Annotated in this window: 21 protein-coding genes; 17 read left to right on the top strand and 4 right to left on the bottom strand. The window is 50.2% G+C overall.

All coding sequences use genetic code 11. The features are described 5' to 3' along the window. The first annotated feature begins 110 nt into the window (after positions 1-110). The 3 genes from KJS63_RS15545 to KJS63_RS15535 are packed head-to-tail and all read left to right on the top strand — an operon-like array spanning position 111 to position 3,287. Positions 111-1,448 (top strand): extracellular solute-binding protein, encoded by a 1,338-nt coding sequence (locus KJS63_RS15545; RefSeq protein WP_213619924.1) that lies wholly within the window; start codon positions 111-113, stop codon positions 1,446-1,448. A 54-nt stretch (positions 1,449-1,502) separates the two neighbouring features. Next, positions 1,503-2,384 carry a carbohydrate ABC transporter permease gene (locus KJS63_RS15540; RefSeq protein ID WP_213619923.1) on the top strand — a complete coding sequence of 294 codons (882 nt, stop codon included), beginning with the start codon at positions 1,503-1,505 and terminating at the stop codon, positions 2,382-2,384. Positions 2,385-2,417: 33 nt separating this feature from the next. After that, positions 2,418-3,287, top strand: a complete 870-nt coding sequence (locus KJS63_RS15535; protein WP_213620083.1) for a carbohydrate ABC transporter permease — start codon at positions 2,418-2,420, stop codon at positions 3,285-3,287. A gap of 146 nt (positions 3,288-3,433) precedes the next feature. On the opposite strand, the gene KJS63_RS15530 is transcribed toward KJS63_RS15535, so the two are convergent. After that, positions 3,434-3,814 carry a DUF1259 domain-containing protein gene (locus tag KJS63_RS15530; RefSeq protein WP_213619922.1) on the bottom strand — a complete coding sequence of 127 codons (381 nt, stop codon included), beginning with the start codon at positions 3,812-3,814 and terminating at the stop codon, positions 3,434-3,436. Between the two features lie 231 nt (positions 3,815-4,045). Here KJS63_RS15530 and KJS63_RS15525 point away from each other — a divergent pair, with 231 nt between their 5' ends. The 5 genes from KJS63_RS15525 (at position 4,046) to KJS63_RS15505 (ending at position 8,137) form a co-directional block, all read left to right on the top strand. Then, a complete protein-coding gene (locus tag KJS63_RS15525) occupies positions 4,046-4,153 on the top strand; it encodes a sporulation protein YjcZ (RefSeq protein WP_213619921.1) in 108 nt (35 codons plus the stop codon). 152 nt (positions 4,154-4,305) lie between these two features. Then, the gene (locus KJS63_RS15520) at positions 4,306-4,950 is read left to right on the top strand and encodes a TetR/AcrR family transcriptional regulator (protein WP_213619920.1); all 645 of its coding nucleotides are present in this window, start codon (positions 4,306-4,308) and stop codon (positions 4,948-4,950) included. A 169-nt stretch (positions 4,951-5,119) separates the two neighbouring features. Then, positions 5,120-6,652 carry a carboxypeptidase M32 gene (locus tag KJS63_RS15515; RefSeq protein WP_213619919.1) on the top strand — a complete coding sequence of 511 codons (1,533 nt, stop codon included), beginning with the start codon at positions 5,120-5,122 and terminating at the stop codon, positions 6,650-6,652. Positions 6,653-6,670: 18 nt separating this feature from the next. Continuing rightward, positions 6,671-7,555 carry a GNAT family N-acetyltransferase gene (locus KJS63_RS15510; protein WP_213619918.1) on the top strand — a complete coding sequence of 295 codons (885 nt, stop codon included), beginning with the start codon at positions 6,671-6,673 and terminating at the stop codon, positions 7,553-7,555. 27 nt (positions 7,556-7,582) lie between these two features. Continuing rightward, complete coding sequence (locus KJS63_RS15505; protein WP_213619917.1) at positions 7,583-8,137, top strand: GNAT family N-acetyltransferase; 555 nt, start codon at positions 7,583-7,585, stop codon at positions 8,135-8,137. Between the two features lie 123 nt (positions 8,138-8,260). On the opposite strand, the gene KJS63_RS15500 is transcribed toward KJS63_RS15505, so the two are convergent. Continuing rightward, complete coding sequence (locus tag KJS63_RS15500) at positions 8,261-9,025, bottom strand: carbohydrate-binding protein (RefSeq protein ID WP_213619916.1); 765 nt, start codon at positions 9,023-9,025, stop codon at positions 8,261-8,263. Positions 9,026-9,356: 331 nt separating this feature from the next. Here KJS63_RS15500 and KJS63_RS15495 point away from each other — a divergent pair, with 331 nt between their 5' ends. Together KJS63_RS15495 and KJS63_RS15490 are read left to right on the top strand one after the other, a co-directional pair. Continuing rightward, on the top strand, positions 9,357-9,779 hold the full coding sequence (locus KJS63_RS15495) for a GNAT family N-acetyltransferase (RefSeq protein ID WP_213620082.1): 423 nt from the start codon (positions 9,357-9,359) through the stop codon (positions 9,777-9,779). A 186-nt stretch (positions 9,780-9,965) separates the two neighbouring features. Next, the gene (locus KJS63_RS15490; RefSeq protein WP_213619915.1) at positions 9,966-10,421 is read left to right on the top strand and encodes an acyl-CoA thioesterase; all 456 of its coding nucleotides are present in this window, start codon (positions 9,966-9,968) and stop codon (positions 10,419-10,421) included. Between the two features lie 314 nt (positions 10,422-10,735). Here the strand turns inward: KJS63_RS15490 and KJS63_RS15485 are convergent, their stop codons facing one another. After that, the gene (locus KJS63_RS15485; RefSeq protein ID WP_068614876.1) at positions 10,736-11,020 is read right to left on the bottom strand and encodes a DUF4183 domain-containing protein; all 285 of its coding nucleotides are present in this window, start codon (positions 11,018-11,020) and stop codon (positions 10,736-10,738) included. Positions 11,021-11,140: 120 nt separating this feature from the next. Continuing rightward, entirely contained in the window at positions 11,141-11,851 is a 711-nt protein-coding gene (locus tag KJS63_RS26440; RefSeq protein WP_213619914.1) for a DUF4183 domain-containing protein, read from the bottom strand. Positions 11,852-12,398: 547 nt separating this feature from the next. On the opposite strand from KJS63_RS26440, the gene KJS63_RS15475 reads away from it, so the two are divergent. From KJS63_RS15475 to KJS63_RS15445, 7 genes are all read left to right on the top strand, one after another. Continuing rightward, positions 12,399-14,105 (top strand): amylo-alpha-1,6-glucosidase, encoded by a 1,707-nt coding sequence (locus KJS63_RS15475; protein ID WP_213619913.1) that lies wholly within the window; start codon positions 12,399-12,401, stop codon positions 14,103-14,105. Between the two features lie 143 nt (positions 14,106-14,248). Then, complete coding sequence (locus KJS63_RS15470) at positions 14,249-15,991, top strand: sensor histidine kinase (protein ID WP_213619912.1); 1,743 nt, start codon at positions 14,249-14,251, stop codon at positions 15,989-15,991. Next, a complete protein-coding gene (locus tag KJS63_RS15465) occupies positions 15,978-17,195 on the top strand; it encodes a response regulator transcription factor (protein WP_213619911.1) in 1,218 nt (405 codons plus the stop codon). Before KJS63_RS15470 ends, KJS63_RS15465 begins: the two co-directional genes overlap by 14 nt. 115 nt (positions 17,196-17,310) lie before the next feature. Continuing rightward, complete coding sequence (locus KJS63_RS15460; protein WP_213619910.1) at positions 17,311-18,573, top strand: ABC transporter substrate-binding protein; 1,263 nt, start codon at positions 17,311-17,313, stop codon at positions 18,571-18,573. 26 nt (positions 18,574-18,599) lie between these two features. Next, positions 18,600-19,586: a carbohydrate ABC transporter permease gene (locus KJS63_RS15455; protein ID WP_213619909.1), complete on the top strand. Its 987-nt coding sequence runs from the start codon at positions 18,600-18,602 to the stop codon at positions 19,584-19,586. Next, positions 19,586-20,398, top strand: a complete 813-nt coding sequence (locus tag KJS63_RS15450; protein WP_213619908.1) for a carbohydrate ABC transporter permease — start codon at positions 19,586-19,588, stop codon at positions 20,396-20,398. Before KJS63_RS15455 ends, KJS63_RS15450 begins: the two co-directional genes overlap by 1 nt. Positions 20,399-20,688: 290 nt before the next feature. Continuing rightward, entirely contained in the window at positions 20,689-24,003 is a 3,315-nt protein-coding gene (locus KJS63_RS15445) for a glycoside hydrolase family 2 TIM barrel-domain containing protein (protein ID WP_213619907.1), read from the top strand. Positions 24,004-24,010: the final 7 nt, after the last annotated feature.

The following is a 24,010-nucleotide window of genomic DNA, read 5'->3' as shown; positions in this document are numbered from 1 at the left end:
TAGTGGAATTTTACCTAATCACAGTGACCTTATAGGGCGGGAATCCCTTTGCTACAATCAAATTGTTAGCGGTTACACGAAGATTGATAATCATTCAAGGGGGTCAATCCATGTTCAAGAAAATGACGGTGTCCGGCCTGCTGCTGGCTTTAAGCATCCTGGTAGTCTTATCGGGATGCGGAGGAGCGAAGGGGACTGACGAGACGGGGAATACCGGCTCTAGCTCCGGCGGATCTGGAAGCGATCGGGTTACGCTGAAGATGATGCATCTGTGGCCAGCAGGCAGCTCGGCACAGCAGAACAAACTCGTGACGCAAATTATTGATCAATACCAGAAGGACCATCCCAATGTAACGATTAAGACAGAGATTATGGATAACGAGCAGTACAAGAACAAGCTCAAAGTTCTGTCGGCCTCCAATGAGCTGCCGGATGTCGGGATCACCTGGGCGGCGGGCTTCCTGGAGCCGTATGTAAAAGGGAATTTGTTCGCGCCGTTGGACGATATCCTTGGTGGGGCACAGCTGAAGGACAAATTCGTGCCCGGCACAGCCGAAGCTTATGCGATTAACGGCAAGACTTATGCGCTGCCGATTGAGCTGAATATCACGCCAATCTACTACAACAAGGATTTGTTCGCAAAGCACAATTTGCAGGTCCCAACCACCTATGAGCAATTTAAGCAAGTGGTTAAGACGCTGTCCGAGGCGGGAGTGGAGCCGATTGCCCTCGGCAATAAGGACCGCTGGACAGGTTCCTTATGGTACATGTATCTGGCTGACCGGATTGCCGGCAGCGATACGTTGAAGAAAGCGATGGACGGTTCAGGCAGCTTCGAAGATCCGACTCTGATTCGGGCTGCCAGCGAGGTGCAGAGCCTCGTGGACATGAATGCCTTTAATAAAGGGTTCAACGGCTTGTCCAACGATGAAGGCAAATCGGAATTTATGAACGGCAAAGCCGCGATGTATCTGATGGGGACGTGGGAGATTCCGAACTTCACCACAAATCCGGATATTCCACAGGAGTTCAAGGATAAGGTAGGCTTCTTCAAGTTTCCTACTGTCGATGGCGGTAAAGGAAATGGGGACAGCTGGGTTGGCGGGCCGGGTGTGGGGTTATTTGTGGCCGAGAACTCGAAGGTGAAAGAGGAAGCCAAAAAGTTCGTAGAGTATTTCGTCGCCAAATGGGGTGAGCAGTCCGTGAAGGATGCTGGTGTGATTCCGGCAACGAAGGTTGATACGGCGAATATGAAGCTGCCGCAGATGTATGTGGATCTGCTTGGTGAACTGAACAAGGCAAGCAATATTACCTTATTCGCGGATGTCCAGTTGAAGCCTGATGCTGCACAGACGCATCTGGACATGATTCAAGCCCTGTTCGGCAAGGCTGTGACGCCGGAAGAATTCGCCAAGAAGCATCAGGCGGCGGTGCAGGCGGGCAAATAGCCCGCCCGCTTCGCTGACCAGCCGAGTCCAAGTAGAGAAAGAAGTGAATTCCCCATGGATAAAGTGATGTCCAACAAAGGCGTGATTGCGCTGTATGTGCTCCCGTCACTCCTGCTGCTGCTCTCCATTGTCTACATTCCGATCGTGCTGACAGGGTACTATGGACTTAACAAATGGGACGGAATCAGTCCAATGTCCTTTATCGGGTTTGATAACTACAAAACGCTGGTTCAAGACCAGGCATTCTGGCAGAGCGCGTATCACTCCCTGCTGCTGGCTGTGTTCTCTGCGATCAGCCTGATCGGGTATTTGGCGATTGCCCTGGTGCTCTCGGGAAAAATCAAAGGCGCGAATCTGCTGCGTAAAATTTACCTGATTCCCATGCTGCTCTCCTCCGTGGCCATAGCACAGCTGTGGATCAAAATCTATCATCCTTCAAACGGGGTACTGAACACGTTTCTGAACTCCATTGGAATCAGTGATCCGCCTTCGTGGCTGGCTGATCCCAAGGTTGTGCTGTTCTCTTTGTTCGTGCCCATTGTATGGCAGTATGCGGGATTCTATATCCTTATCTATTATGCCGGACTGAAGAATATCCCGGAAACGCTGACGGAAGCGGCGCGTATTGACGGGGCTAACAGCTGGCAGATTGCTACGCGGATCAAGCTTCCGCTTGTAACTGAAATTATTAAGGTAACCGTCGTGTTATCTGTGGTAGGTTCTTTGAAATATTTTGACTTAATTTATGTAATGACGGACGGAGGACCCAACGGCGCCAGTGAAGTCATGGCTTCGTATATGTATCACAAAGCGTTCCGCAGCTTTGACTTCGGTTACGGCAGTGCCATCGGCTTCTTCCTGCTCCTGATCTGTCTGCTTGCCACGTATCTGATCCGGAAGGCTACCGCCACCAAGGATACGGTTCAATTTCACTAGGGAAAGGAGAGGATATTCGTGAAGACGGAAGTGATGCCCGCGTATCCGCTCGGAGCCCCTGGTGCTGTTCGGCAGGCAGGACGCAGAGCCGGTATGGGGCTAATGTATTTGGCGCTTATTCTTGTGGCTGTTCTTCAAATTCTGCCGCTGATATGGCTCATGCTGTTCTCCCTGAAGAATAACCAGGAAGTGCTTGGCGCTCCACCGTTCTCGATTCCCACGAACCCTCATTGGGAGAATTATGTGAATGTGTGGGAGAGCGGGAACATTGGTGTTTATTTTCTCAACAGTGTATGGATTACGGCAGGTGCGCTGATTCTGACTGTACTGCTCGCCAGCTTTGTGACGTATGCGGTAACCCGGATGAAGTGGAGGGCACGCTCGTTTGTCCTGGGCTTGTTCATGGTGGGGCTTATGATCCCTGTACACTCCACACTGATTCCGCTGTTCAGCACATTTCAAAAGCTGCATCTGATTGACAATCCGAGCTCGCTGATTTTATCGTACACCGCCTTTAATTTGCCAACGACCATTATGATTCTGCTGGGCTTCTATTATGCGCTGCCCCGAGAGGTGGAGGAAGCCGCCATTATGGACGGCTGCTCGGTCAACCGGATGTTCCTCAGGATCATCCTGCCCATGACCTCTTCGGTGCTGGCAACCACGGGGATCATCAATATGATCTATAACTGGAACGAATTTATCTTCGTGAATACCTTCATCAGTTCGGATGTATACAAGACACTCACAGTCGGAGTTCAGAACTTTATCGGACAGTATACGACCGATTGGGGGGCGATCGGGGCCACATTAATGATCAGTATTCTGCCGATCCTGCTGGCATTCCTGATCATGAGCGAGCGGATTGTGGAAGGAATCTCTGCCGGATCGGTTAAAGGATAGAGCTTTGTGCAAGCTGGCGCAGGGAGGCTATACTCGCGCCAGTTTGCTTCATTACTTTGCCAGTTTGCCTCATTACCTTATAGTTATCTTCAGTCATAAATTAGGATCTGCCTCTAGAGAGCATAGTGATTCAGCAGTCCACGGGATTATTTAAGACGTCTAATAAGGGATGCTAATTTTCTGGCAAAGACAATCGGATTTTCGACTGACTCAACATGCACGTACATCAGCCGGGGTTTGTCAAACAGCCAGTGATTGTGCACTGCGGTTACCTTTAACCCTAATTTCACGGCTTGACGGATAAATGACTGAACTTCCCTCTGCAATAAGGTGATTTCCCCCGTATTCAGAGATTTTCCATTTTTCAAGGACTGAATTACAATTTCATGCTCGGTATCGTACTTCTTTCCCAGGATCGTGGCATTCAGATTGCGTTTAACTGTGATAGAGCATTCGTTACTCTCATGCTGTCCTTTTCCACCAAGAATACGTGCCAGACGCCGGCAAAGAGTCTCTGTAATCCCCATTCAGCTCAACCTCTCTCTTTCAGAAGTAATACAGCATACTCTTCCGAAAAAGATAGAGTGCTAGACAGAATTATCATCTTTAACTATTGCATAGATTTCAGCATTCAACTGGTATTTGCGGGTACCTAAAGTTCCGGATTTATGTTAAACGCCTTTACCAAAAGTATATGTCCTACATAAATTGTATAGTTCCCAAGGGGACATAAGCAGAGCGTAAAGGAGGAGAGGTTGATGAGTGAAGTAGCTGGAGGATACGGCGGCGGAATGTTTACATCTACTGGAGCAATTCTGGTTCTTTTCATATTGCTTGTGATTGTCTCCAAAACAATTCTTTATTAATTACATTGATTAACTCATTGCTCGAAACCCAACCCCCGCTTGGTCTAATTCAGTGGGGGTTTTTATATGCCATGCGCTTTGGCAGGGATGGAGATCCAGAGATGAGTGTTTGTACAGGTGTAAGTTCTGTGCTAAATTGAACTGGAAGATACATGATCGCTACCCAGGAAGAGGAGGTGGCTGATGTGCCGCCTGTGGTATCCGAGGATTATAAAGTGAAGAAGAAGCAGGAGATTCTGTCCAGCGCGCTGATTTGTTTTGCCAAGAAAGGCTATCAGCAGGCCACGATGGATGATATTGTAGAGCATTCGGGTTTTAGCAAGGGGGCCATTTATAACTATTTCAAATCAAAGGAAGAAATTTATTTTGAGGCTGTGAACGAGAACACCTCCAGCATGCATAATACGGTGAAGGATAAGCTGGCACAGCTGTCCACCTCATTGGATAAGCTGGCTTGCCTGTTCGATACTTATATTAACAATGATCATAGCGATCCGGCTGAAAAGGCCCTGTTCCAGGTGTATTACGAATTCCGCCTGCAGTCCTGCCGGGATGAGAAAATTGCCAGCTACCTTACGCGGAGGCGCCAGGAATCCTTCATCAGTCTGATCGTGGATATTGTCCAGGAGGGTCAGAAGAAGGGAGAGATCCAAAATGATCTTGAACCGCTCATCTTGGCGCATACGTTCTGGGGGATGATCGATGGGGCCTCCATCTGTATTGTGACAGACCCGGCATACCCATATAAGCAGGCTTTAAGTCAGATGAAAGAGATGTTTGTTGCTTATCTTACATGAATAGGACTGCACTCCAAGCCTAATTTTGGCGTATACCTGAATTAGGTTTTTTTGTTGTATATAACATTTGGAAATAAATTGAACACAGGTAAAAAATGTGATTAAATTAAATAGACTAATGAGTCTATTTTGGACCCCGGTCTAATTTTCTTTTTGGGAGGCTTATAATATGGAACAGAAAACCCTTGATCCGGCAGTTCAGGCAGCCGTTGACCAGTACAAAGCTTTAGAAGAGAAACTCGCTCATTTCCTCAGCATATCCAGTCTGCTCGAATGGGATCAGAAGGTAACCGCTCCCAAGAAAGGCAGACCGATCTTCGCCAAAGCGATTGGCACATTCCGTACAGAGGAGTTCAAGTTGTCCGTGTCGGATGAAATGGGAGAATTGTTGAATACGCTATCAGCTCCTGAGGTATACGCGAACCTGGATGAAATTACGCAGGCCCAAATTCGTGAGCGCAAGGAAGAGTACAGCCGTTCCAAAAAGATTCCGGCAGACATGTACCGGGACTATGTTGTGCTGACAGCCCGGGCCAATGATGCCTGGGAAGAAGCCAGGGAGACGAATAACTTCAGTATCTTTGAGCCCTTTTTGGAGAAGATTGTTGACTATAACCGCAAAGTAGCCGGGATCTTTGGTTATGAGCATCACCCTTACGATGCGCTGCTGCATCAGTATGAACCAGGCTTAAGCGTGGCCGTTCTGGACCCCTTGTTTGCGAAGCTCAGAGAGTCCAGTGTGGCTCTGCTGGAAAGGATTAAGCAATCCGGGAGCAAGCCGAATGCAGGGATTTTTGAGCAGTCTTATGATGTGGAGCAGCAGAAGAAATTCAATCAGTATCTTCTACCACTGATCGGGTTTGATATGAACGCAGGAAGACTTGATGAGACCGTGCATCCGTTCGCGCAGCCGATGAATACCGGAGATGTCCGGATTACAACAAGATATCTCAAGGATAATGTGCGGTCCGCGGTATTTGGTACGATTCACGAAGCGGGCCACGGCATCTATGAGCAAAATATTGATCCGCGCTTGGAGGGAACCGCTCTATCGACTGGAGCTTCCTTTGGGATTCACGAGTCCCAGTCCCGGTTCTTGGAGAATATGGTGGGACGCAGTGAAGCGTTCTGGCATCATTTTTACCCAACACTTCAGCAGCACTTCCCGGAACAGCTTGGTCTGGTCAGCCTTACGGAGTTCTATCGGGCCATTAACAGCGTGCAGCCGACAATGATCCGGGTGGAAGCGGATGAGCTTACCTACAATCTGCATATTATGATTCGTTATGAAATTGAGAAAGCACTGATTGGCGGAGAGATTGAAGTTAAAGACCTGCCGGAGATCTGGAACCAGAAGATGCAGGATTACCTCGGCATTACACCGGCTACGGACACCGAGGGCGTGCTGCAGGATGTTCATTGGTCCTTCGGAGGCTTCGGCTACTTCCCGTCCTACTCGCTTGGCAATTTGTACGCGGCCCAGCTGTTGAGTACAATTGTACGTGAGAAGCCGGATTTCTATGACCAGATTCAGGCTGGGAACTTCGCGGGAGTTCAGCAGTGGCTGAAAGAGAACATTCACCGTCACGGCAAGCTGTATACCCCTGAACAGCTTATCAAGAATGTGACCGGAGAAGATTTGAAGGCGGATTATCTGGTGAATTATTTAGAAGATAAATACAGCCGGATTTATCATCTGTAACGGATAGGAGACGGTTGTATGGAAATCAGACGCTTATCGGCATGTACGCTGGAAGAAGCGGTGCAAGCGTGGAATGACGGGTTTGAAGGGTACTATTTCAATGCCACGACAACTCCGGAAGCATTCATAAAAAGAATGACGGCGGAGGAGCTGTCACCCACCTTGTCTGTTGTAGCTTTCAAGGATAACCGCCCAGTGGGCATTGTGTTCAGTGGAGTCCGCGAAGCGGGTGGACGCAAAATTGCTTGGAATGGCGGAACAGGAGTGGCTATGCCGCTCCGCGGCTCAGGCAATGGGCGTACCCTTATGGAAGCCTCCATTGCTGTATTGAAGGAGGAAGGTGTGGTGTTGTCCACGCTCGAAGCGATCAGCGAGAATGCCAAGGCCATTGCTCTATATGAGAAGCTCGGTTATAAGATTGTGGATCAGCTTGAGCATCTCAATCTGAAAGGAGCGGCCCCTGCAAATCCGCTTCCTGGCGGTATCGGTATTCAAGGGTATACGGCAAAGAGGGCTGCTCCGGTGCAAGCGGGTCAGCTTCCATTTTATAGGGCAGACTACACATGGCAGACACAATGGCAGAATGCCAAGGATGGCGAGGCGGTCATTATTCGCGATGAAGCGGGGACACCCGCCGGATATGCGTATTTCCGCAAAACATACAGCCCGGCTGGGATACATACGGCTACCACGCTGTTTCAGTGTGAGGCCGCTCCGGACCATCCACAGGCAGCAGGGATTATCCGGTTGATGCTGGCATATGTGTTCGGCGATTTCAGTGACGACATTAATCGGGTCGTCCCGAATGTGCCGCTCACGGCAAGTGCTCTTACCTATTCGGTTCTCCGGGAGGCCGGCTTCACTACAATGGCGGCACAGGTTCAGATGGTCAAAGAACTGTAGGCCCGCCTAAACAAAGGAGAAGTTATGATGAGTGAACAGATTAAGTCACTTAAGTACTTAGATGGAGAAAGAATTTTTCTGCGCAGGATCACCGACACCGATGTGGATTATTTCCTAAAAGCCGTATCCGATCCAAAGATCCGGAGGCTGACCGGAACAACCTCCTTCTTCACCAAACCTCAGATTGAACAGGCAATTGAGAAGTGGAGCTTGGATGACAGCCGGATTGACCTTGTCATCTGCCTGAAATCCGATTTCAAAGTGATCGGGGATCTGGCAATTATGGATGTGGATTACCGGGAGCGGAAGGGCAGCTTCCGCATCGCGATCGCAGATGAGGCCTACATGAGTAATGGGTATGGAAGCGAAGCCCTTCATCTGATCATTCCTTATATGTTCAACACTCTGAATCTGCGCAAAATCAACATCAATGTGTATGCTTACAATGAGCGGGCCATTAAAACGTATGAGAAATTGGGATTTCTCCGGGAGGGCGTGATCCGGGAAGATCTATATTTCGACGGGGAGTACCACGATAATATCCTGATGGGACTCTTCAAGCATGAATATATTCCGCGTTGACAGAAGGGGCCGTCTTTGGAGACGGCCCCTTCTTATGGCTTTAGCCGGTTGAGTGCGTGAAACGGGCTAAATAAAAAAACCACCCGCTATGCGGGTGGAGGGATCATGTATATTTAGTTCGGATTATCTGTTAACTAGGTAGTTGCTGCCATAATTGTTATCCCAATAGGTTTGTCCATTAACAGTGTAAGAGATAGCGTATCTAATTTGGGACACACTGGAGTCAATATTGTTGAAACTGAAATGCCATTCTTGTACGCTGTTATCGGAGTTAGCCGGCCCATAGTAAGTGGCGTAGCCTTCTTTGGTTGTATTCCAATTATCTGTGGTATACTCGATTTTAACTGTTTTGTTGTAGTCCAGGTTTTTAACGTATACACTGCCTGAGAAGGTGTCCTGAGTTAAAGAATCGAAAGCGCGAAGAACGTTGGGTCCGCCAAGAATGGTCGAGCTCATATTATAACGGCTGACGGAATAGTTTTGTCCATTATTATTATCCCAGTACGTTTGACCACCGGTTTCATATTTAATTGCGAATTGAATGTTTTGAGCGTTTTGGAGCTGCGGGTTCGTAGTGTCCCCACTGTAAGTGGAAATTGCGAAGTTCCACTTCTCATGCGAAGAGTCTGTTGTACCTTGATAGGAAGCAGGCGTATCATACCACTGACCGTTTCCAGAAGTATAATGGATGGTTACGGTTTTCTGGTAGTTTAGGTTCTTTACTTCGACACTGCCGCTAAATCCCACATAACCATACTTGTAAGCATAGAGATTGGCCGAAATCAATTGAACCGGCTGGTCACTAGCAAAAGCAGATTGCGCAAACGTTAGCACCAAAATCGATAAAAAAGCCAAACTTGATAGATACTTCTTCATTCCTCGGAACATTTTTACCATCTCCTATAATTTTTAATATGTTACAAAGTAAAAATACCACTAAATTTTCCAAAAATAAACACCTTTCCGGAAAATTTTTGAAGTTTTTATGGAAACGATTGCACAAAAGGGCTCGAAAAAGAAAAAAGCTATGCTGCCGATGATATGCAACCTGGATATATCTGGTCAAATACACGATAGTGTATTATCCTATTTATGACTATTTCAAGAGGAGATGAACGACATGGAGCTGACAACAATTAACGGCCAATAACTATGGTGGTTGTTTTTAGAAGATACAGCCACCCTTACATTTAAATAAAGGTGGTTACCTCATATGAGTATGAATCATCCCTATGAAATTATAGATAGACTTCCAACGGTACAGGAGCATCAAGCTTTATGGGAAGCGGTAGGCTGGGGCAGCGTAAATACAGAGATGACAAAGGAATCACTCGCCCGCTCCCTATATGGAGTCGTTGTGGTTCATCAAGGGAAAATCGTTGGCATGGGCCGGATTGTAGGCGATGGGGCGATGTACTTTTACATTCAGGATGTGGCCGTTCTGCCGGAGCATCAAGGGAATGGAATTGGAGCCCTAATCATAGAGCGGGTTATGGAATTCATCGCCGAGCGCCGTTTTCCGAACGGGGTCGCTTTTGCCGGGCTGTTTGCCTCGGAGGGTAAGGACAAGTTTTATGAGAAGTACGGTTTCCAAGACTACTCACCAGGCATGACCGGCATGTTTAAGGTGCTGGACAAGTAAAAGGATTGCATTAGAGAGAAGCACTTTCTGGTCCTGTTGGGCAGAGGGTGCTTTTATTTGATTTGCCTTGGAAAGCTGCTTGTACTCAGGTCATCTTTATCCAGTAAATCCAGTCATGTTATGATGATGGAATATCCGGTTTCATACTAGAAGGTGCAATCCGGCACCGCGAGAGGGGTTTGTAGCATGCGCAAAGAATCTTTTGTCCAGCCTGATCCGGGAAGCTGGCTGGCTAAATTCCAATTCTTCATTCCGATTAAGGTCCGTTACTGCGAGACCGATCTGCTGGGACATGTAAATAATGTAAGTTATTTTATGTATTTTGAGCAGGGGCGTATTGAGTACTTTGAGAACCTGGGATTGACGCAGGACTTGTTCAGTGATGAACGCGTATCCGTTGTAGCTGATCTGGAGTGCCAGTATCTGGCGCAAATCTATTTGAGAGACCCGCTCAAGCTGTATATCCGGGTAGCCAAGCTTGGCCGTTCGTCCATTGATGTGGAGTATGCCTTGGTGGCTCATGATGAACTGAAGGCGGCTGGCAGGGGTGCAATTGTACTCATAGATACCAAAACCGGCAAAAGCACGCCGATTCCCGACGCGGCCCGCGAGGCGATCCGGGGCTTTGAGAAGATGGAGTAGCAACGTGCTGATTTGATTTTAGTAGAAAACAAGACAGGCATACCCGACCTATTGAGGCTGGTGTGCCTGTTTTTCGTATTGAAGATATCCCTGGTGTATAGGATTTAGGGGCTGCTGCCCCGTGAATATTCCAATCGCTGTATTGTCCAGGCACTCTCGGTAATCTTACTATGTCTAACCTCAATTTTGCTAAAATGTGTGCTGCGGAGATCTTCCTGGATAGAAAGGTAATCTAACTTAGTCTAAATAAAGACCCGCCCTGTAGAACAGAGCGGGTCTTGAAGAAACAAGGCTTACGGTAAAACTATTGCGGATTAAGAAACAACGAATTGAACTAGGATTGGTGTTCCGGCATCCAGCGCATCGCCACCAGGAATAGTTATCGTTGTTGTGGTAACGGTAGAAACATCAGCTGTCTGCATCACGCCATTCACATAAAGATTGTAATAATTATACGATGCCGGAAAAGCCGTAGCAGCTGTACCGGCATCGTTGGTGAACGCTGTTGCAGCAATTGCAAATGTTGCCCCAGTTCCTGTTCCAGCTCCAATAGTTGAAGTGAATCTTCTGCTGTTTTGATACGGTGTTACGATTGCCATCTTCACTACCTCCTTTTTTTCCTGAAGAGCATGCAAAGTCCAAGGTATAGAAACTTAGAAGCTTGCCTGATCTTCATATTTATTAAATTCAGAAGGTTTGAAAGATGCGAGGGCTAACTATCAAAAATTGCTAGACAATATAACATTTGCTGTTACCTGCACGATTTCTAATACAAAAGGTGTGCCAGCATAGATCGTGGAGTCCTGAGCGGATAGGTCCAAGGCTGCCGGATTAACACTGTATAAGTATCCTGGCTGAAGAATTCCGTTAATATAAAGATTGTAATAACTGTCGGGGCCGAGACCAGCAAAACCCTCAACAGGTGTCCCCGTGTCATTCGTGAATTGATTAGCAGGAATCGTAACTGGCATAGTTAAATCAAGATCGGTGTCCGGTTCATAAAAATAACGGTTTATTGCAGGAGTAACAGCAATCCCGGGAATAATTAATTCTCCAGGAGGCCCTTCGGGTCCTGTTGGACCTTGAGGCCCGGTTGCTCCTCGAGGCCCTGCTGCCCCCTGGGGTCCTGTTGCTCCTTGAGGTCCTGCTGCCCCTTGAGGTCCTGTTGCCCCTTGAGGTCCCGGTGGTCCTGATGGTCCCGGGATCCCTTGAATCCCCTGTGCTCCTTGGGGTCCTGGCGGTCCTTGGGCTCCCTCAACTCCGTGAGCTCCCGCAGCCCCGGGGACCCCTTGCAGGCCTTGGGCCCCAGCAGCTCCTACAGGTCCGATAATTCCTTGTAGTCCTCGGGACCCTTCAGCTCCGCCTGGCCCTCTCTCACCTGAGGAACCGGGGCCCGCTTGTGTCTCTGGAGGTCCTTGAATCCCGCACATTTTGGCTATTTCGGCCCGGATTTGGGATTTAGCTTCTCGTATGGCAGCTTGTAAAGCTTGCTGATCAATCAGAGTTCGAGGTTTTTGCTTTCTCCTTAATGGTTTCTTACAAAGAGGCTTCTTGTGAATACCTGCTCTTTTGATTCTTTGTGCATATCTGTATTTTCGTCCAGATCTCCAACTTCTGGGCCTTTGTGTTCCCGCATACTTCAATCCCGCCACCTTCCCCTAGGTAAAAGAGTGTGTGTAGATGTCATATCTATATGTCAAATGCACACTCCGGGAGTGGACGAATAGCCTAGATCCAAATAGCAAGAGACCGTTTCGAATGAAAATAGGCCTTACAATATTGAGGTGTTATCTTGCAGACTTTCTATATAAACAAGACAAAATTACACCTCACGCCTAACAAAAAGCCCCCTTCGTAACCATTCTCCATCTTTGCCCAACATTTTAACTCCCCATCCCAAACACCTGTCTGTTCCGAACTCATCCACCCTTAGATACAATGAAAGCGCATACTTCTTTTGGGAAGGAGTTAATCTCTATGTACTTTGATCTTAGTGTGGTTCCCTTCAGCCGAAGAGGAACGTTTTTGGCTATTTCCGAACTGCCTGAAGCTGGCGAGCGGACAGAAGGCCTTTATTTGCGGACCGTCCGCGGCGGGGACGATAAATTCGGGGAAGCTTTTCTTATTGAATTGCTTGATAAGCACGGTCAGTTCATTCCTTATGAAGCCAAGGCTTCCCCCGCACTGCTGCGTTTAGATACAGACTCGGCTCCGGTCTACGCAGAGGTCTGCATGACGGACGCCCATACGGTCCGGTTCCATACGAAGGGTTGCGGCCTCCGTCTGACCTTCCGCACTTCTGCATACGACTATGCTTACGAACACAGCGCTGGTAACTGGGAAGTCAACAGCTTCACCCATGAGTGCAGGTTCATGCTGGTCAGCTTAACCGGGAAGCTTCAGATGGAAGTCCCTTGGGACAAAATCAAGAACTCCCGGATTGTTGCAGAATTCTCTCCCGAGGAGGGCTCGGATTCGGTGGAGTTCGCGGTACAGGAGTTCCGCACCGTGTGGGAACCATGTGAAAGCTGGGTTCCTTGGGAGCAAGCTGCGTGTGCGGTTCGTGAGGAGTTCGGCGCTTGGCTGAATGCCAGCTTGACGGTGCCGGAGCGCTGGCAGGCCGGCCGCGAGCTGGCGGCGTATATTACCTGGTCTTGCCTTGTTCCTGCCGAAGGATGCCTGACCCGGCCTGCCATGTATATGTCCAAGAACTGGATGACCAATATCTGGAGCTGGGACCACTGCTTCAATGCCATGGCTTTGGTCAAGCATAATCCGAAGCTGGCCTGGGACCAGTTCATGATTTTCTTCGACCGGCAGGATGAGAGCGGCTTGATTCCCGACTTTATTAATGACAAGTATGAGCTGTGGAATTGCAACAAGCCGCCGATTCATGGCTGGACGCTCGCCTGGATGATGCAGCGTACGGACTTCATTAAGGAGTCTCATCTGCGCGAGGTATACGGACCCCTGTGCAGGTGGACGAACTGGTGGTTCTATTACCGTGACCACGATGGGGACGGAATCCCGCAGTACAATCACGGTAACGATTCCGGGTGGGATAACAGTACGGCGTTTAACAACGGTATACCGGTCGAAAGCCCGGATCTGGCTGCGTTCCTGATTCTGCAGATCGAGGTGCTTGCCGAGATCGCGGGGCTCCTTGGTCTTACTGACGAAAGCGCCGCCTGGCGGAGGCTGGGTGAGGAGACGTTGGAGCGGATGCTGCGCCACTTCTGGAAGGGCGACCGCTTCATCGCCTGCCGCTCAGGAACCCACGAGGTTTCCGAGGGGGACAGCCTGCTGCTGTTCGTGCCCATCCTGCTTGGGAAGCGGCTGCCAAAGCACGTTCTGCAATCCCTGCTGGAGGGACTGCGGGATGAGAGCCGCTTCCTGACGCCGAACGGTTGGGCCACGGAAAGCGTGAAGAGCCCTTATTACACGGCGGACGGCTACTGGAGAGGGCCAATCTGGGCACCTTCAACGATGCTGCTGGTTGAGGGGGCTGCAGCCGCAGGAGATATAGATCTGGCCCGTGAAGTGTCCCGCCGGTTCTGCAGCATGCTGGACAAAAGCGGCATGGCTGAGAATTTTGATGCCCTATCAGGCGAAGGGCTGCGCGACAGGGCTTTCACCTGGACATCAAGTGTGTTCCTGATTCTGGGACACGAGTATACAACCTGAATGTAATACGTGCACTTCCTCCCGGGACAACCGGGTCTAAAGGGAAGTGCTTTTACCATTTAACAGGATATTCCCCGACCAGCCCGTCCATGCTACACTTCAAATACATATGCGATATATAAAAAGTGGGGGATGAGAAGGTCATGTTCATTCGTCTAGGCAAGCAGCTCTACCAACGCTTCTCCGTTCACTCTTATCGCAGTATAAGGGCTAAACTGCTCTTTTGTTTCCTTATTGTGACGATTATTCCCCTTTTGTCTTTGGGGGCTCTAAATTATTATCAATCTGCCAAAGTCATCAATTCCCAATTCGGCAAATACGGGGAGAATACGGTCGCCCAGCTTGACCAGCAGATCAGTTCATCCCTGAACCGGATGAACCAGACGACAGGAACGATCTATTCGTACCTGCTGGACCCCGCCCGCGCTGGGCTGGGCAATCAAGTTCCCTCTACGTATCAGGAGATCATGGATAAGGATGATTTCGAGGCGCTGCTTAAGTCGCTTAAGACCGACAAGACAACCGGAATTTATTTGATTACGCGATCGGGGTATTACTATGGTGAGAACAATCTTGATGTGAGCAAGCTGGACAGCATCCCAGCCTGGCGGTTCATGACGAGCGTATCCAAGGGGGCCCACTGGCTGGGCTTCTACCCGATGAACCATGGCATGGGGGATACAGAGCATCAGGGTGAACCCGTTCTGGGTCTGGCTGTGAGGATTAACAACCCAAAGGGAGCACAGCATGGCAGCACAATTCTAATAGAAGAGAATGCCGAGGGGCTTCTTCGTATGTTCCATATGTTCGAAGGCGATACGAAGGCGCATCTGACGATCAAAGACCCGGCAGGCCTGACCATTTATGAGACCAAGGCTGCGTTCACCCCAAACAGCAGTGATGTGATCTGGAACCGGACACTTGCCGCCAACGGGTGGAAGATTGAGGCTAGGCTGCCCGCTCAGGCCTTCTATCTGTCCTCTAACCTGATCCGGTCCAATACCGTTGTTGTGGCCGTTGTCTCCTGCCTGCTAGCGTTCGGTCTGGCTTATATTTTCTCATCCAGGTTTACAGCCCGGATTAGAAGATTGAAGGATGCCATGCAGAAGGTCAGCTTTGGCAAGCTGCATACTAGAACGCTTGTAGAGGGCAAGGATGAGCTTGGAAGCCTGGATACCAGCTTCAACCGGATGGTCAGCGGAATTCAGTCGCTGATTCATGAGGTGGAGATCAGCGAGCGGCTGAAGAAGGAGGCCGAGCTTAAGGCTTTTCACTATCAGATCAACCCGCATCTGCTGTTCAATACGCTCAATTCCATCCAGTGGAAAGCGCGGCTCCAAGGGGCTGAGGACATACGTCAGATGATCTACCACCTGACGATGGTGCTGGAAGGGAATCTGGATATTTCCCAGGAGCTGATACCGCTTGGGCGGGAACTGCGGATGATTGAACATTTTCTGAAAATACAGGAAGTTCGCTACGGACCGGTGTTCACCTATGAGCAGGTATGCAGTGAAGATTTGAAGCCGTACCTGATCCCGCGTATGACACTCCAGCCGCTGTTTGAGAATATTTTCTTTCATGGTTTCGAGGATGGGCAGGGAACGATCAGGCTTAGGGTTGAGGAGGAAGGCGAGCGGTTGGTTCTCACCCTGTCCGATGATGGGGCAGGAATAACCGAAGAGAAGCTGAAGCAGCTAAACACTCAAAGGCCTAAGGAGCAGCCGAAGGGAAGGGGCGGACTTGGGGTGCAGAACGCGAACCAGAAGTTCAAGCTCCACTTCGGTCTTCAATACGGCCTGACGGTCTATTCCAGTAAAGGCGAAGGCACCACCATTATAATCCGTTGGCCCAAGAAGGAGGAACATCCGCATGGAGACAACTAAGATGATTAAAGTACTGCTGGCCGATGATGAGAGTATCGTTCGCAAGGGACTTCGATCCACGGTGCCCTGGCATAAATACGGCATGGAAGTGGTTGCCGACGCGCCAAATGGACTTAAAGCCTGGGAGGCTTATCAGACACACCGGCCACAGGTGGTCATTACCGACATTGTCATGCCGGAGATGAATGGAATAGATCTGCTGCGGAAAGTGAAAGAAGCCGACAAGGAGGCAAAAATCATTCTGCTCAGCTGCCACCGGGACTTCGAGTATGCCCAGCAGGGAATCAAGCTTGGCGCCTCCGGGTATTTGCTCAAGACCGCCTTTGAGGATGAGGAACTGGAGGGCATGCTTGAGAAGTTCCAGGAGGAACTGACGACCCCTGCTGCTGTAGAGACCGTGGTGGAGGACAGCCGGGAGGAGCGGCTCGCTTCCCTGCTGCTTGCCTGGCTCAGCGGGCATAGTGACAAGTTCATCGCCGAGATCGGCCGTTTTGTCCAGGAGGAGTGGATGCCTAAGGAGGGCCCGCTGTATGTATACCTGTTAAAGGCGGGCGGCTGTGGCGGCAATGGGGAAGTGCTGGCCACAGTTCAAGACCGGGAAGGACGGCTGCTGCGCGGTGTTGCCGTCATCCCTTACGGCGAGAAGCTGTGTTATTGGATTGTGCCTGCTTCGGCTGCCGAGACAGCCGATAGTCTGCTTCTGCAGATAAAGAGTAAGGCGGAGAAGCTGAGATGGGCGAAGAGAGGGCCGCTGCCGCTGGAAGATGTGGCTGGTATCAGCTCGGCCTTCCGTGAGCTGCTCAAGGAGGCTGAGCTTGAGAAGCTGCACGGCATCTCGTCCGGCGACTGGCCTGAGCCGATATGGAAGGCTGTGAAGCTGCTGTACGATAATCCGGGTGCGGATTGGTCGGTCAGTGATTTGGCGGGACAGGTGGGCCTTAGCCGCAGCCATTTCTCCACCTTGTTCAAGAAGACGGTGGGAGACAGCTTCGTGGCCTTCCAGTACAAGCGGAAGCTGAAGCTTGCAACCGAACTGCTTCGCGGCACCCAGCTGACGATGCAGGATATTGCCGAGAGGACGGGGCTTGGCGACAGCAAATATTTCAGCAAATGGTTCAAGCGGTGTACGGGTCTGACTCCCAGCCACTACCGGACCCAACAAAAAGACGCCCCATCCAGAACAGATGAACACCCCAAGGATTAAATCGGACAAAAATACGCAAACATTCGAATAGATATCGGTTTTGAACCGCTTTCATAAAAGTTAAGATGAAAGCGGTTCATTTATTATAACCTCATTCAAAGGGGAGGCTGCCACAATGAAAAAGAAAATTTCGCTTATTGTACTTGCCACAACGTTAATGGCAACCATGGTCACAGCTTGCGGGGGAACCGGTGAATCTTCATCCACGGGCGGTGCGAATTCGGGGCAGACGAAGATGCTCAGGTTTGCCACATGGGACACCGGTGACGCGCTGAAGATTGAGCAGGACATCGCCAAGAAGTTTGAAGCAGCCCATCCTGGAACGAAGGTACAGGTGGAGGCTTATGCCGACGGTTTCGACCAGAAGCTCGCAGCTGGATTTGGAGCGACCAACCCGCCTGATGTGATGTATATGTGGGATTTTCCAACGTATCATCAATCCCTGGAACCGCTAGACAGTTATGCAAGCAAAGATAAAGATTTGAATATTGATGATTTCTATCCGGGCCTGTTCAACTACGGCAAGATTGACGGCAAGCTGTACGGAATTCCGGCGGGCTTCACCACCCGTGTCGTTTATTACAACAAGAAGCTGTTCGATGAGGCGAAGGTTCCTTATCCGAAGGACGGATGGACCTGGCAGGATTTCCAAAGCATCGCAGCCAAACTCAGCGATAAGTCGAAGAAGCAGTACGGCTTTGGCGTGCGGGCTGAGAATGATACGTATGATCTTCAGGGCTTTGTCTGGAGCAATGGAAGCTCATTCATTTCGGATGACGGCAAGAAGATTGATGGTTATATGAACAGCAAGGAAACAGCCGAGGCCATTCAAATGCTCGGCGACATGGTCAAGAACGGCTCGGCTGTACTGACTGGCGGCAAAGGCCAGCAGAGCGGCGATGATATTTTCAAGGCCGGTAAAATCGCGATGTGGGAAAGCGGAATCTGGCCGCTGGAATCTTTCAAGACATCAGGTATTGACGTAGGCACCGTTGAAATTCCAGCCTTCCCAGGCAAACCGGTTAAGGGTGTGCTGGCAGAATCGGCCTTGTCGATCGCCAAGGATTCCAAGCAGAAAGACCTGGCTTGGGAGTTTGTGAAATTCTACGTGTCCAACGAATCTATCAAAATGCGTGTCGCGGATCTGCCGGTAAGAGTCAGTGTCGTGAACGAGCTGAAGAAGGATCAGGACCCACTGTATAAGCCTTACTACACGATGCTGGAACGCTCCAGCAACACACCGGCTTTCCTGCTGAATCCGAAGTGGAATGAAGTGAACCGTCAGTTGTCCGCAGCGGTGGAATCAGTCATGCATGGAAGCAATGCCCAAGAAGTACTGAATCAGGCTGTCAAAGACAGCGAGCGTTATTTGAAATAACACTAATACAGAAAGAGGGTTAAGAGATGGCTCAGAACTTTCTGCAGCAAGCAGAGGAACCCGTAGTCCAGCTCAAGCCTACACGAAAAAACAGATGGGGTGGGGCTATTCCCTACCTCTTCATTTTCCCGTGGATCTTCGGGTTCCTCGTGTTCACCTTGGGGCCGCTATTGTTCTCCCTGGTCATTTCATTCTTTGATTGGCCGATTGTCGGCCAAGTTCATTTTATCGGTTTTGGCAATTATGCGGATATGTTCACGGACGATCCTCTGTTCTGGACTTCACTCTGGGTCACCTTGAAATTTGCGGCTCTGTTCGTGCCGCTCAACATCATTGTGGCGTTGGGGCTTGCGATTCTCTTGAATCAGAAAACACGCGGCAGCGCAATTTTCCGGACCGCCTTCTATATCCCTTCCGTAATTTCCGGGGTGGCCCTGGCTATGATCTGGTCCTGGGTCTACAGCGGTGACTATGGAATTCTGAATTATTTCTTGTCCATATTCGGTATTCAAGGCCCTGATTGGCTGAATGATACCAAATGGTCGCTGGTTGCAATGGTGGTTGCGAGTCTCTGGGGACAGGGCTCGATGATGCTAATCTTCTTGGCCGGACTTAAAGGGATTCCGAAAGATCTTTATGAATCCGCTTCCATCGACGGTGCGGGCAAAATCAGACAGTTCTTCAGTGTCACCATCCCGATGATCACACCAACGATCCTGTTTAACTTGATTACTTCTATCATTGCGGCTTTCCAGCAGCTTACGCTGGCCCTCCTGCTCACCGGCGGCGGCCCGATGAAGGCCACATATTTCTATGCTATGTACATGTATGAGAATGCTTTCAAGTACTTCAAGATGGGTTACTCGGCGGCCAACGCCTGGTTCATGTTCCTGATTGTGCTCAGTCTGACCTTCATCGTGTTCAAATCGTCGGAGGCCTGGGTGTTCTACGAAGGCGAGATGAAGAAGAACCCTCAGAAGAAGATGAAGGCGCAAGGAAGGAGAGGTTCTTAGTGAAAAAAGTAGTCGTTTACGCACTGCTGATTTTTTTCTCACTGCTGTTCATCGCACCGTTGTTCTGGGCGGTTACGACCTCGTTGAAATCACCTACAGAGCTGTATCTGTTCCCGCCGAAGTGGATTCCTTCGGAATGGAAGTTCAGCAATTTCGCTGAGGCGTGGAACATTCAGCCTTTTAACACCTTTTTGAAAAATACGCTGATTATTACGGTTATGGCTACGATCGGCCAGTTGATCTCTTGTACGCTTGTTGCTTATGGCTTCGCTAGATTTACCTTCAAGGGCAGGGATTTCTTGTTTCTGATTGTGCTGGCTACCATGATGATTCCCTGGGAAGTTACCATGATTCCTCAGTACATGGAATTCAACTATTTGGGCTGGATCAACACGCTTAAGCCCCTTATTGTCCCTTCATTCTTCGGATCGGCCTACTTCATCTTTCTACTTCGCCAATTCATTCTCACGATCCCGAGGGAGCTGGATGAAGCGGCCACCATTGATGGGGCGAGCAAGCTGACAGTGCTTATGCGTATTATTGTTCCGCTGATGGGACCTTCACTGATTCTGGTTGCGGTGTTCCAGATTATGAGCTGCTGGAACGATTATCTGGGACCGCTCATCTTCCTGAATGATCAGATGAAGTACACGCTAACGCTTGGCCTGTCCCAGTTCAAAGGCATGTACGGGGTGGATATGCAGTCGATTATGGCGATTACCTGCCTGATCTCGATTCCGCCGTTGGCCATATTCTTCTTCGCCCAGCGCTACATTGTTGGGGGCATTGCGACCACCGGGATAAAGGGTTAGTTCAGCGGGGCATCTGGCCCTCGCACTGGCATCGATAAGGCAGAGATGCCGATCAAGGCAGGAATTTGCTGAGAGCTGCGTGGGCTTGTAGATGAGTAGAATCCGCTGTCCCCTAGGGATGATCTGGCTGGGCATTTGCGGTAAACAGCCTGACTAGTGTCGGTTTGTAGAAGAAGCAGTGAGAATAAACATCCGATACTTCAATATTTCAATAAGTATTGAAATAATAGTTGATGTTCGTCAGCAGGCAAGACAATTAGAGACATGAGAGAAGAGAGGAGAAACTCACCATGACACAGATCAATTTCGGGCGTGACTGGGATGACCTGAAAGTCCTTCAGCGCGGAAGGGCAAAGAGCCGGGCCTACTTCATCCCTCATGCCGAACGTTCCGTGGCTCTAAGCTACGATCGGGGAAGCTCGCCCTGGTTCAAATCGCTGAATGGCATGTGGAAATTCCATTATGCCAAGGGGCCGAAATGGGCGCCGGAAGGCTTCTACGAGATGAACTATGATACGAGCGACTGGGACGATATTCAGGTTCCGGGTCTCTGGCAGCTTCAGGGAGACGGCAAATATGGGCACCCACATTACACCGATTTGTACTATCCCTTCCCGGTGGACCCTCCGCATGTGCCGGACGACAACCCGACGGGCAGTTATGTAAGGGAGTTTCATATTCCCGAAACCTGGAGGGGCCGGAACACCGTCGTTAAGTTCGACGGAGTGGACAGCGCCTTTCACATCTGGGTGAACGGTATGCCGGTGGGCTACAGCCAAGGCAGCCGGCTGACCTCGGAGTTCGATCTGACTTCCTATGTGAAACCTGGGGTTAATACTCTGGCGGTTAGAGTGTATCAATGGTCGGATGGAAGCTATCTTGAAGACCAGGATATGTGGTGGATGAGTGGAATTTTCCGGGATGTATATCTGATCTCGGAGCCCGCGAAGCTGCGGGTTGCCGATTACCGGGTCGTTACAGAGCTGGATGAGGCGTACCGTGAGGGCGTACTGAAGGTTCAGGTTGACCTGCTTGGAGAAAAGGGGGCAAAGGGACGGTTGAAGTTGGAACTGCTTGACCGCAGCGGGGCGTCTGTTGCCGCAGCCGAAGCGGCCGCTTTAACTGGTGAAGCTGTGAAGCTGGAAATGCCGGCAGGCCAGCCCAGGCTGTGGAGCGCTGAGTCTCCTAACCTGTACCATCTGCTCATCACCTTGATTGATGAGCACGAGAACACCTTGGAGATGATAGCCCAGCGGGTCGGCTTCCGCAGCATTGAAGTACGCGGTGGCCAGTTCCTGGTGAATGGCAAGGCCATTCAGCTCAAAGGGGTTAACCGGCATGATCATCACCCGGACACAGGACGTACGGTGACGGTCTCCACCATGCTCCAGGACATTAAGATGATGAAGCAGCATAACATCAATGCGGTCAGAACGGCACATTACCCGAATGACCCAAGATTTTATGATCTATGTGATGAATACGGCTTATACGTGATGGAAGAGACGGACCTTGAGACCCACGGGTTCGAGCTGCTCGGCAACATTTCCAGACTCAGTGATGACCCTGCCTGGGAAGAAGCCTATGTGGAGCGTATGGAACGTATGGTGGAACGGGACAAGAATCATCCTTCCGTGGTCTTCTGGTCGCTTGGGAATGAGTCCGGCTTCGGCTGCAACTTCAGAGCGATGTCAAAGTGGTGTAAAGAGGCTGATCCAACCCGGCTCGTTCATTATGAAGAGGACCGTGAGGCAGAAGTATGTGATGTGGTCAGCACGATGTATTCTTCGGTGGAAAAAATGGAAGGATTCGGTCAGCTGACTGACCACCCGAAGCCGCATATTTTATGTGAATTCGCCCATGCGATGGGCAATGGGCCTGGCGGGCTCCGGCCATATTTCGATACGTTCGATAAATATGCCAGACTCCAGGGCGGTTTTGTCTGGGAATGGATTGACCATGGACTGAGCTGGAAGACGGCTGAAGGAAAACAGGACTATGCTTACGGCGGAGATTATGGGGACGAGCCGAATAACAGCAACTTTGTTATCGACGGATTGGTCCAGCCGGATCGCACGCCATCCCCGGGTCTTCTTGAATATAAGAAAATCATCGAACCCGTCCGGGTTGATTATAGAGATGTAGGCACGATAGGCGTAATGAACCGGTACGACTTCGTCACCTTGGATCATCTTCATGCGAGCTGGAACGTTTCACTGGACGGCCGGATCGTGCAGAGCGGCAATATGAAACTGCCGGAAATTGGTCCCGGCGAGCGAGCCGAGCTGCAAATTCCTTTTGACTTAGCTAAGGCCCCTCTGTATGGCAAATATACCGAAGAAGAATGGTGGCTAAACGTCCGGTTTACCTTGAAGGAGGACCTTGCTTGGGCTGAGCAAGGACATGAGGTGGCTTGGGCCCAGTTCCCTGTGAAGTCTGGGGAGCAAGTTCAAGGTCAAGAGCTTCATAAGAACGTGGAAGCGGGAAGTTTCGTCCCCGGACTGGTTCAAATTCAAGAGCAGGCTCAGGGACATGGTGTGGATTATCAGGATGGTCAGGGGTGTGAGGATAATCAGAAACCAGTCCGGCGGGAGGCTGAGGAGCAAGCTCAACAACCAGATCTGGAGCAGGTTCAAGAGTTAGATCTGGCTGCTGCAAAAGCTGTGGCTGTGTCACTCCAACCGAACCTTCAATGCAGAGAGGCAAATGCCAACTTTATCCTTTCCAGTAATGATTTCCGAATGGTGTTCGATAAGCGCAGGGGGCGGATCAGTTCCCTCCGCCTTGGTGGCAAGGAGCTTCTAACCGCTGGACCAAAGCTGAACTTCTGGCGCGCGCCGATCGATAATGACATGTATGTGCTGTCCGAGTGGCGCAAGGTCCATCTGGACCGGCTCACTGAGCGTATGGACGCCGTGGAATGCACCCGGCTGGATGCGGGTACGGTCCGGATCACAGCAAGCTCACGGATTGCTCCGCCGGTATTTGACTGGGGCTTCCGCTGCTTGGTGACGTATACGGTAACTGACAGTGGACTCATCACTATGGATGTCCAGGGCACACCAGAAGGTAAGCCGCCGGAGATGCTGCCTAAGATCGGCCTTCAACTTGAAGTGCCTGGAGATCTGGGTCATGTGAAATGGTACGGCCGTGGACCTGGAGAGAATTATTCGGACAGCAAGGAAGCGTGTCCGGTCGGTGTGTATTCGTCATCGGTGGATGGACTGTTCACTAACTACATTTATCCACAAGAGAACGGCAACAGAACTGACGTCAGATGGATATCTATCACAGATTCAGGCGGTCTTGGCTTGCTCGCGTTGGGGATGCCAACCCTTGAGTTCAGCGCACGCCGGTTCACCGACAGAGACCTTGAAGAAGCTAAACATGCAAGTGAGCTTACAGCATGTGATTTCGTAACGGTCAATCTGGATTGCAGACAGAACGGGCTGGGCAGCAACAGCTGCGGGCCTGCCCAGATGGCGGATCATAAGCTGACGGCTGATGCTTTCAGCTTCCGTATCCTGCTGGCACCGTATTTCTCCGGGGATCAATCTCCCGAGCATAAGCGCAGACAGATGCTGGCTGATGTACCAAAACGATGAGAGGAGG

It is taken from the genome of Paenibacillus sp. J22TS3, from assembly GCF_018403205.1.
Taxonomy (GTDB): Bacteria; Bacillota; Bacilli; order Paenibacillales; family Paenibacillaceae; genus Fontibacillus; species Fontibacillus tuaregi.
Note: the sequence above shows the minus strand (reverse complement) of the source record. Positions and strands in the feature narration are given on the sequence as shown.

Excerpts from the sequence above, each read along its gene's own strand:
- KJS63_RS15545 (WP_213619924.1), top strand. The coding sequence starts at position 111 with ATGTTCAAGAAAATGACGGTGTCCGGCCTGCTGCTGGCTTTAAGCATC.
- KJS63_RS15540 (WP_213619923.1), top strand. The coding sequence starts at position 1,503 with ATGGATAAAGTGATGTCCAACAAAGGCGTGATTGCGCTGTATGTGCTC.
- KJS63_RS15535 (WP_213620083.1), top strand. The coding sequence starts at position 2,418 with ATGCCCGCGTATCCGCTCGGAGCCCCTGGTGCTGTTCGGCAGGCAGGA.
- KJS63_RS15530 (WP_213619922.1), bottom strand. The coding sequence starts at position 3,814 with ATGGGGATTACAGAGACTCTTTGCCGGCGTCTGGCACGTATTCTTGGT.
- KJS63_RS15525 (WP_213619921.1), top strand. The coding sequence starts at position 4,046 with ATGAGTGAAGTAGCTGGAGGATACGGCGGCGGAATGTTTACATCTACT.
- KJS63_RS15520 (WP_213619920.1), top strand. The coding sequence starts at position 4,306 with ATGATCGCTACCCAGGAAGAGGAGGTGGCTGATGTGCCGCCTGTGGTA.
- KJS63_RS15515 (WP_213619919.1), top strand. The coding sequence starts at position 5,120 with ATGGAACAGAAAACCCTTGATCCGGCAGTTCAGGCAGCCGTTGACCAG.
- KJS63_RS15510 (WP_213619918.1), top strand. The coding sequence starts at position 6,671 with ATGGAAATCAGACGCTTATCGGCATGTACGCTGGAAGAAGCGGTGCAA.
- KJS63_RS15505 (WP_213619917.1), top strand. The coding sequence starts at position 7,583 with ATGAGTGAACAGATTAAGTCACTTAAGTACTTAGATGGAGAAAGAATT.
- KJS63_RS15500 (WP_213619916.1), bottom strand. The coding sequence starts at position 9,025 with ATGTTCCGAGGAATGAAGAAGTATCTATCAAGTTTGGCTTTTTTATCG.
- KJS63_RS15495 (WP_213620082.1), top strand. The coding sequence starts at position 9,357 with ATGAATCATCCCTATGAAATTATAGATAGACTTCCAACGGTACAGGAG.
- KJS63_RS15490 (WP_213619915.1), top strand. The coding sequence starts at position 9,966 with ATGCGCAAAGAATCTTTTGTCCAGCCTGATCCGGGAAGCTGGCTGGCT.
- KJS63_RS15485 (WP_068614876.1), bottom strand. The coding sequence starts at position 11,020 with ATGGCAATCGTAACACCGTATCAAAACAGCAGAAGATTCACTTCAACT.
- KJS63_RS26440 (WP_213619914.1), bottom strand. The coding sequence starts at position 11,851 with ATGTGCGGGATTCAAGGACCTCCAGAGACACAAGCGGGCCCCGGTTCC.
- KJS63_RS15475 (WP_213619913.1), top strand. The coding sequence starts at position 12,399 with ATGTACTTTGATCTTAGTGTGGTTCCCTTCAGCCGAAGAGGAACGTTT.
- KJS63_RS15470 (WP_213619912.1), top strand. The coding sequence starts at position 14,249 with ATGTTCATTCGTCTAGGCAAGCAGCTCTACCAACGCTTCTCCGTTCAC.
- KJS63_RS15465 (WP_213619911.1), top strand. The coding sequence starts at position 15,978 with ATGGAGACAACTAAGATGATTAAAGTACTGCTGGCCGATGATGAGAGT.
- KJS63_RS15460 (WP_213619910.1), top strand. The coding sequence starts at position 17,311 with ATGAAAAAGAAAATTTCGCTTATTGTACTTGCCACAACGTTAATGGCA.
- KJS63_RS15455 (WP_213619909.1), top strand. The coding sequence starts at position 18,600 with ATGGCTCAGAACTTTCTGCAGCAAGCAGAGGAACCCGTAGTCCAGCTC.
- KJS63_RS15445 (WP_213619907.1), top strand. The coding sequence starts at position 20,689 with ATGACACAGATCAATTTCGGGCGTGACTGGGATGACCTGAAAGTCCTT.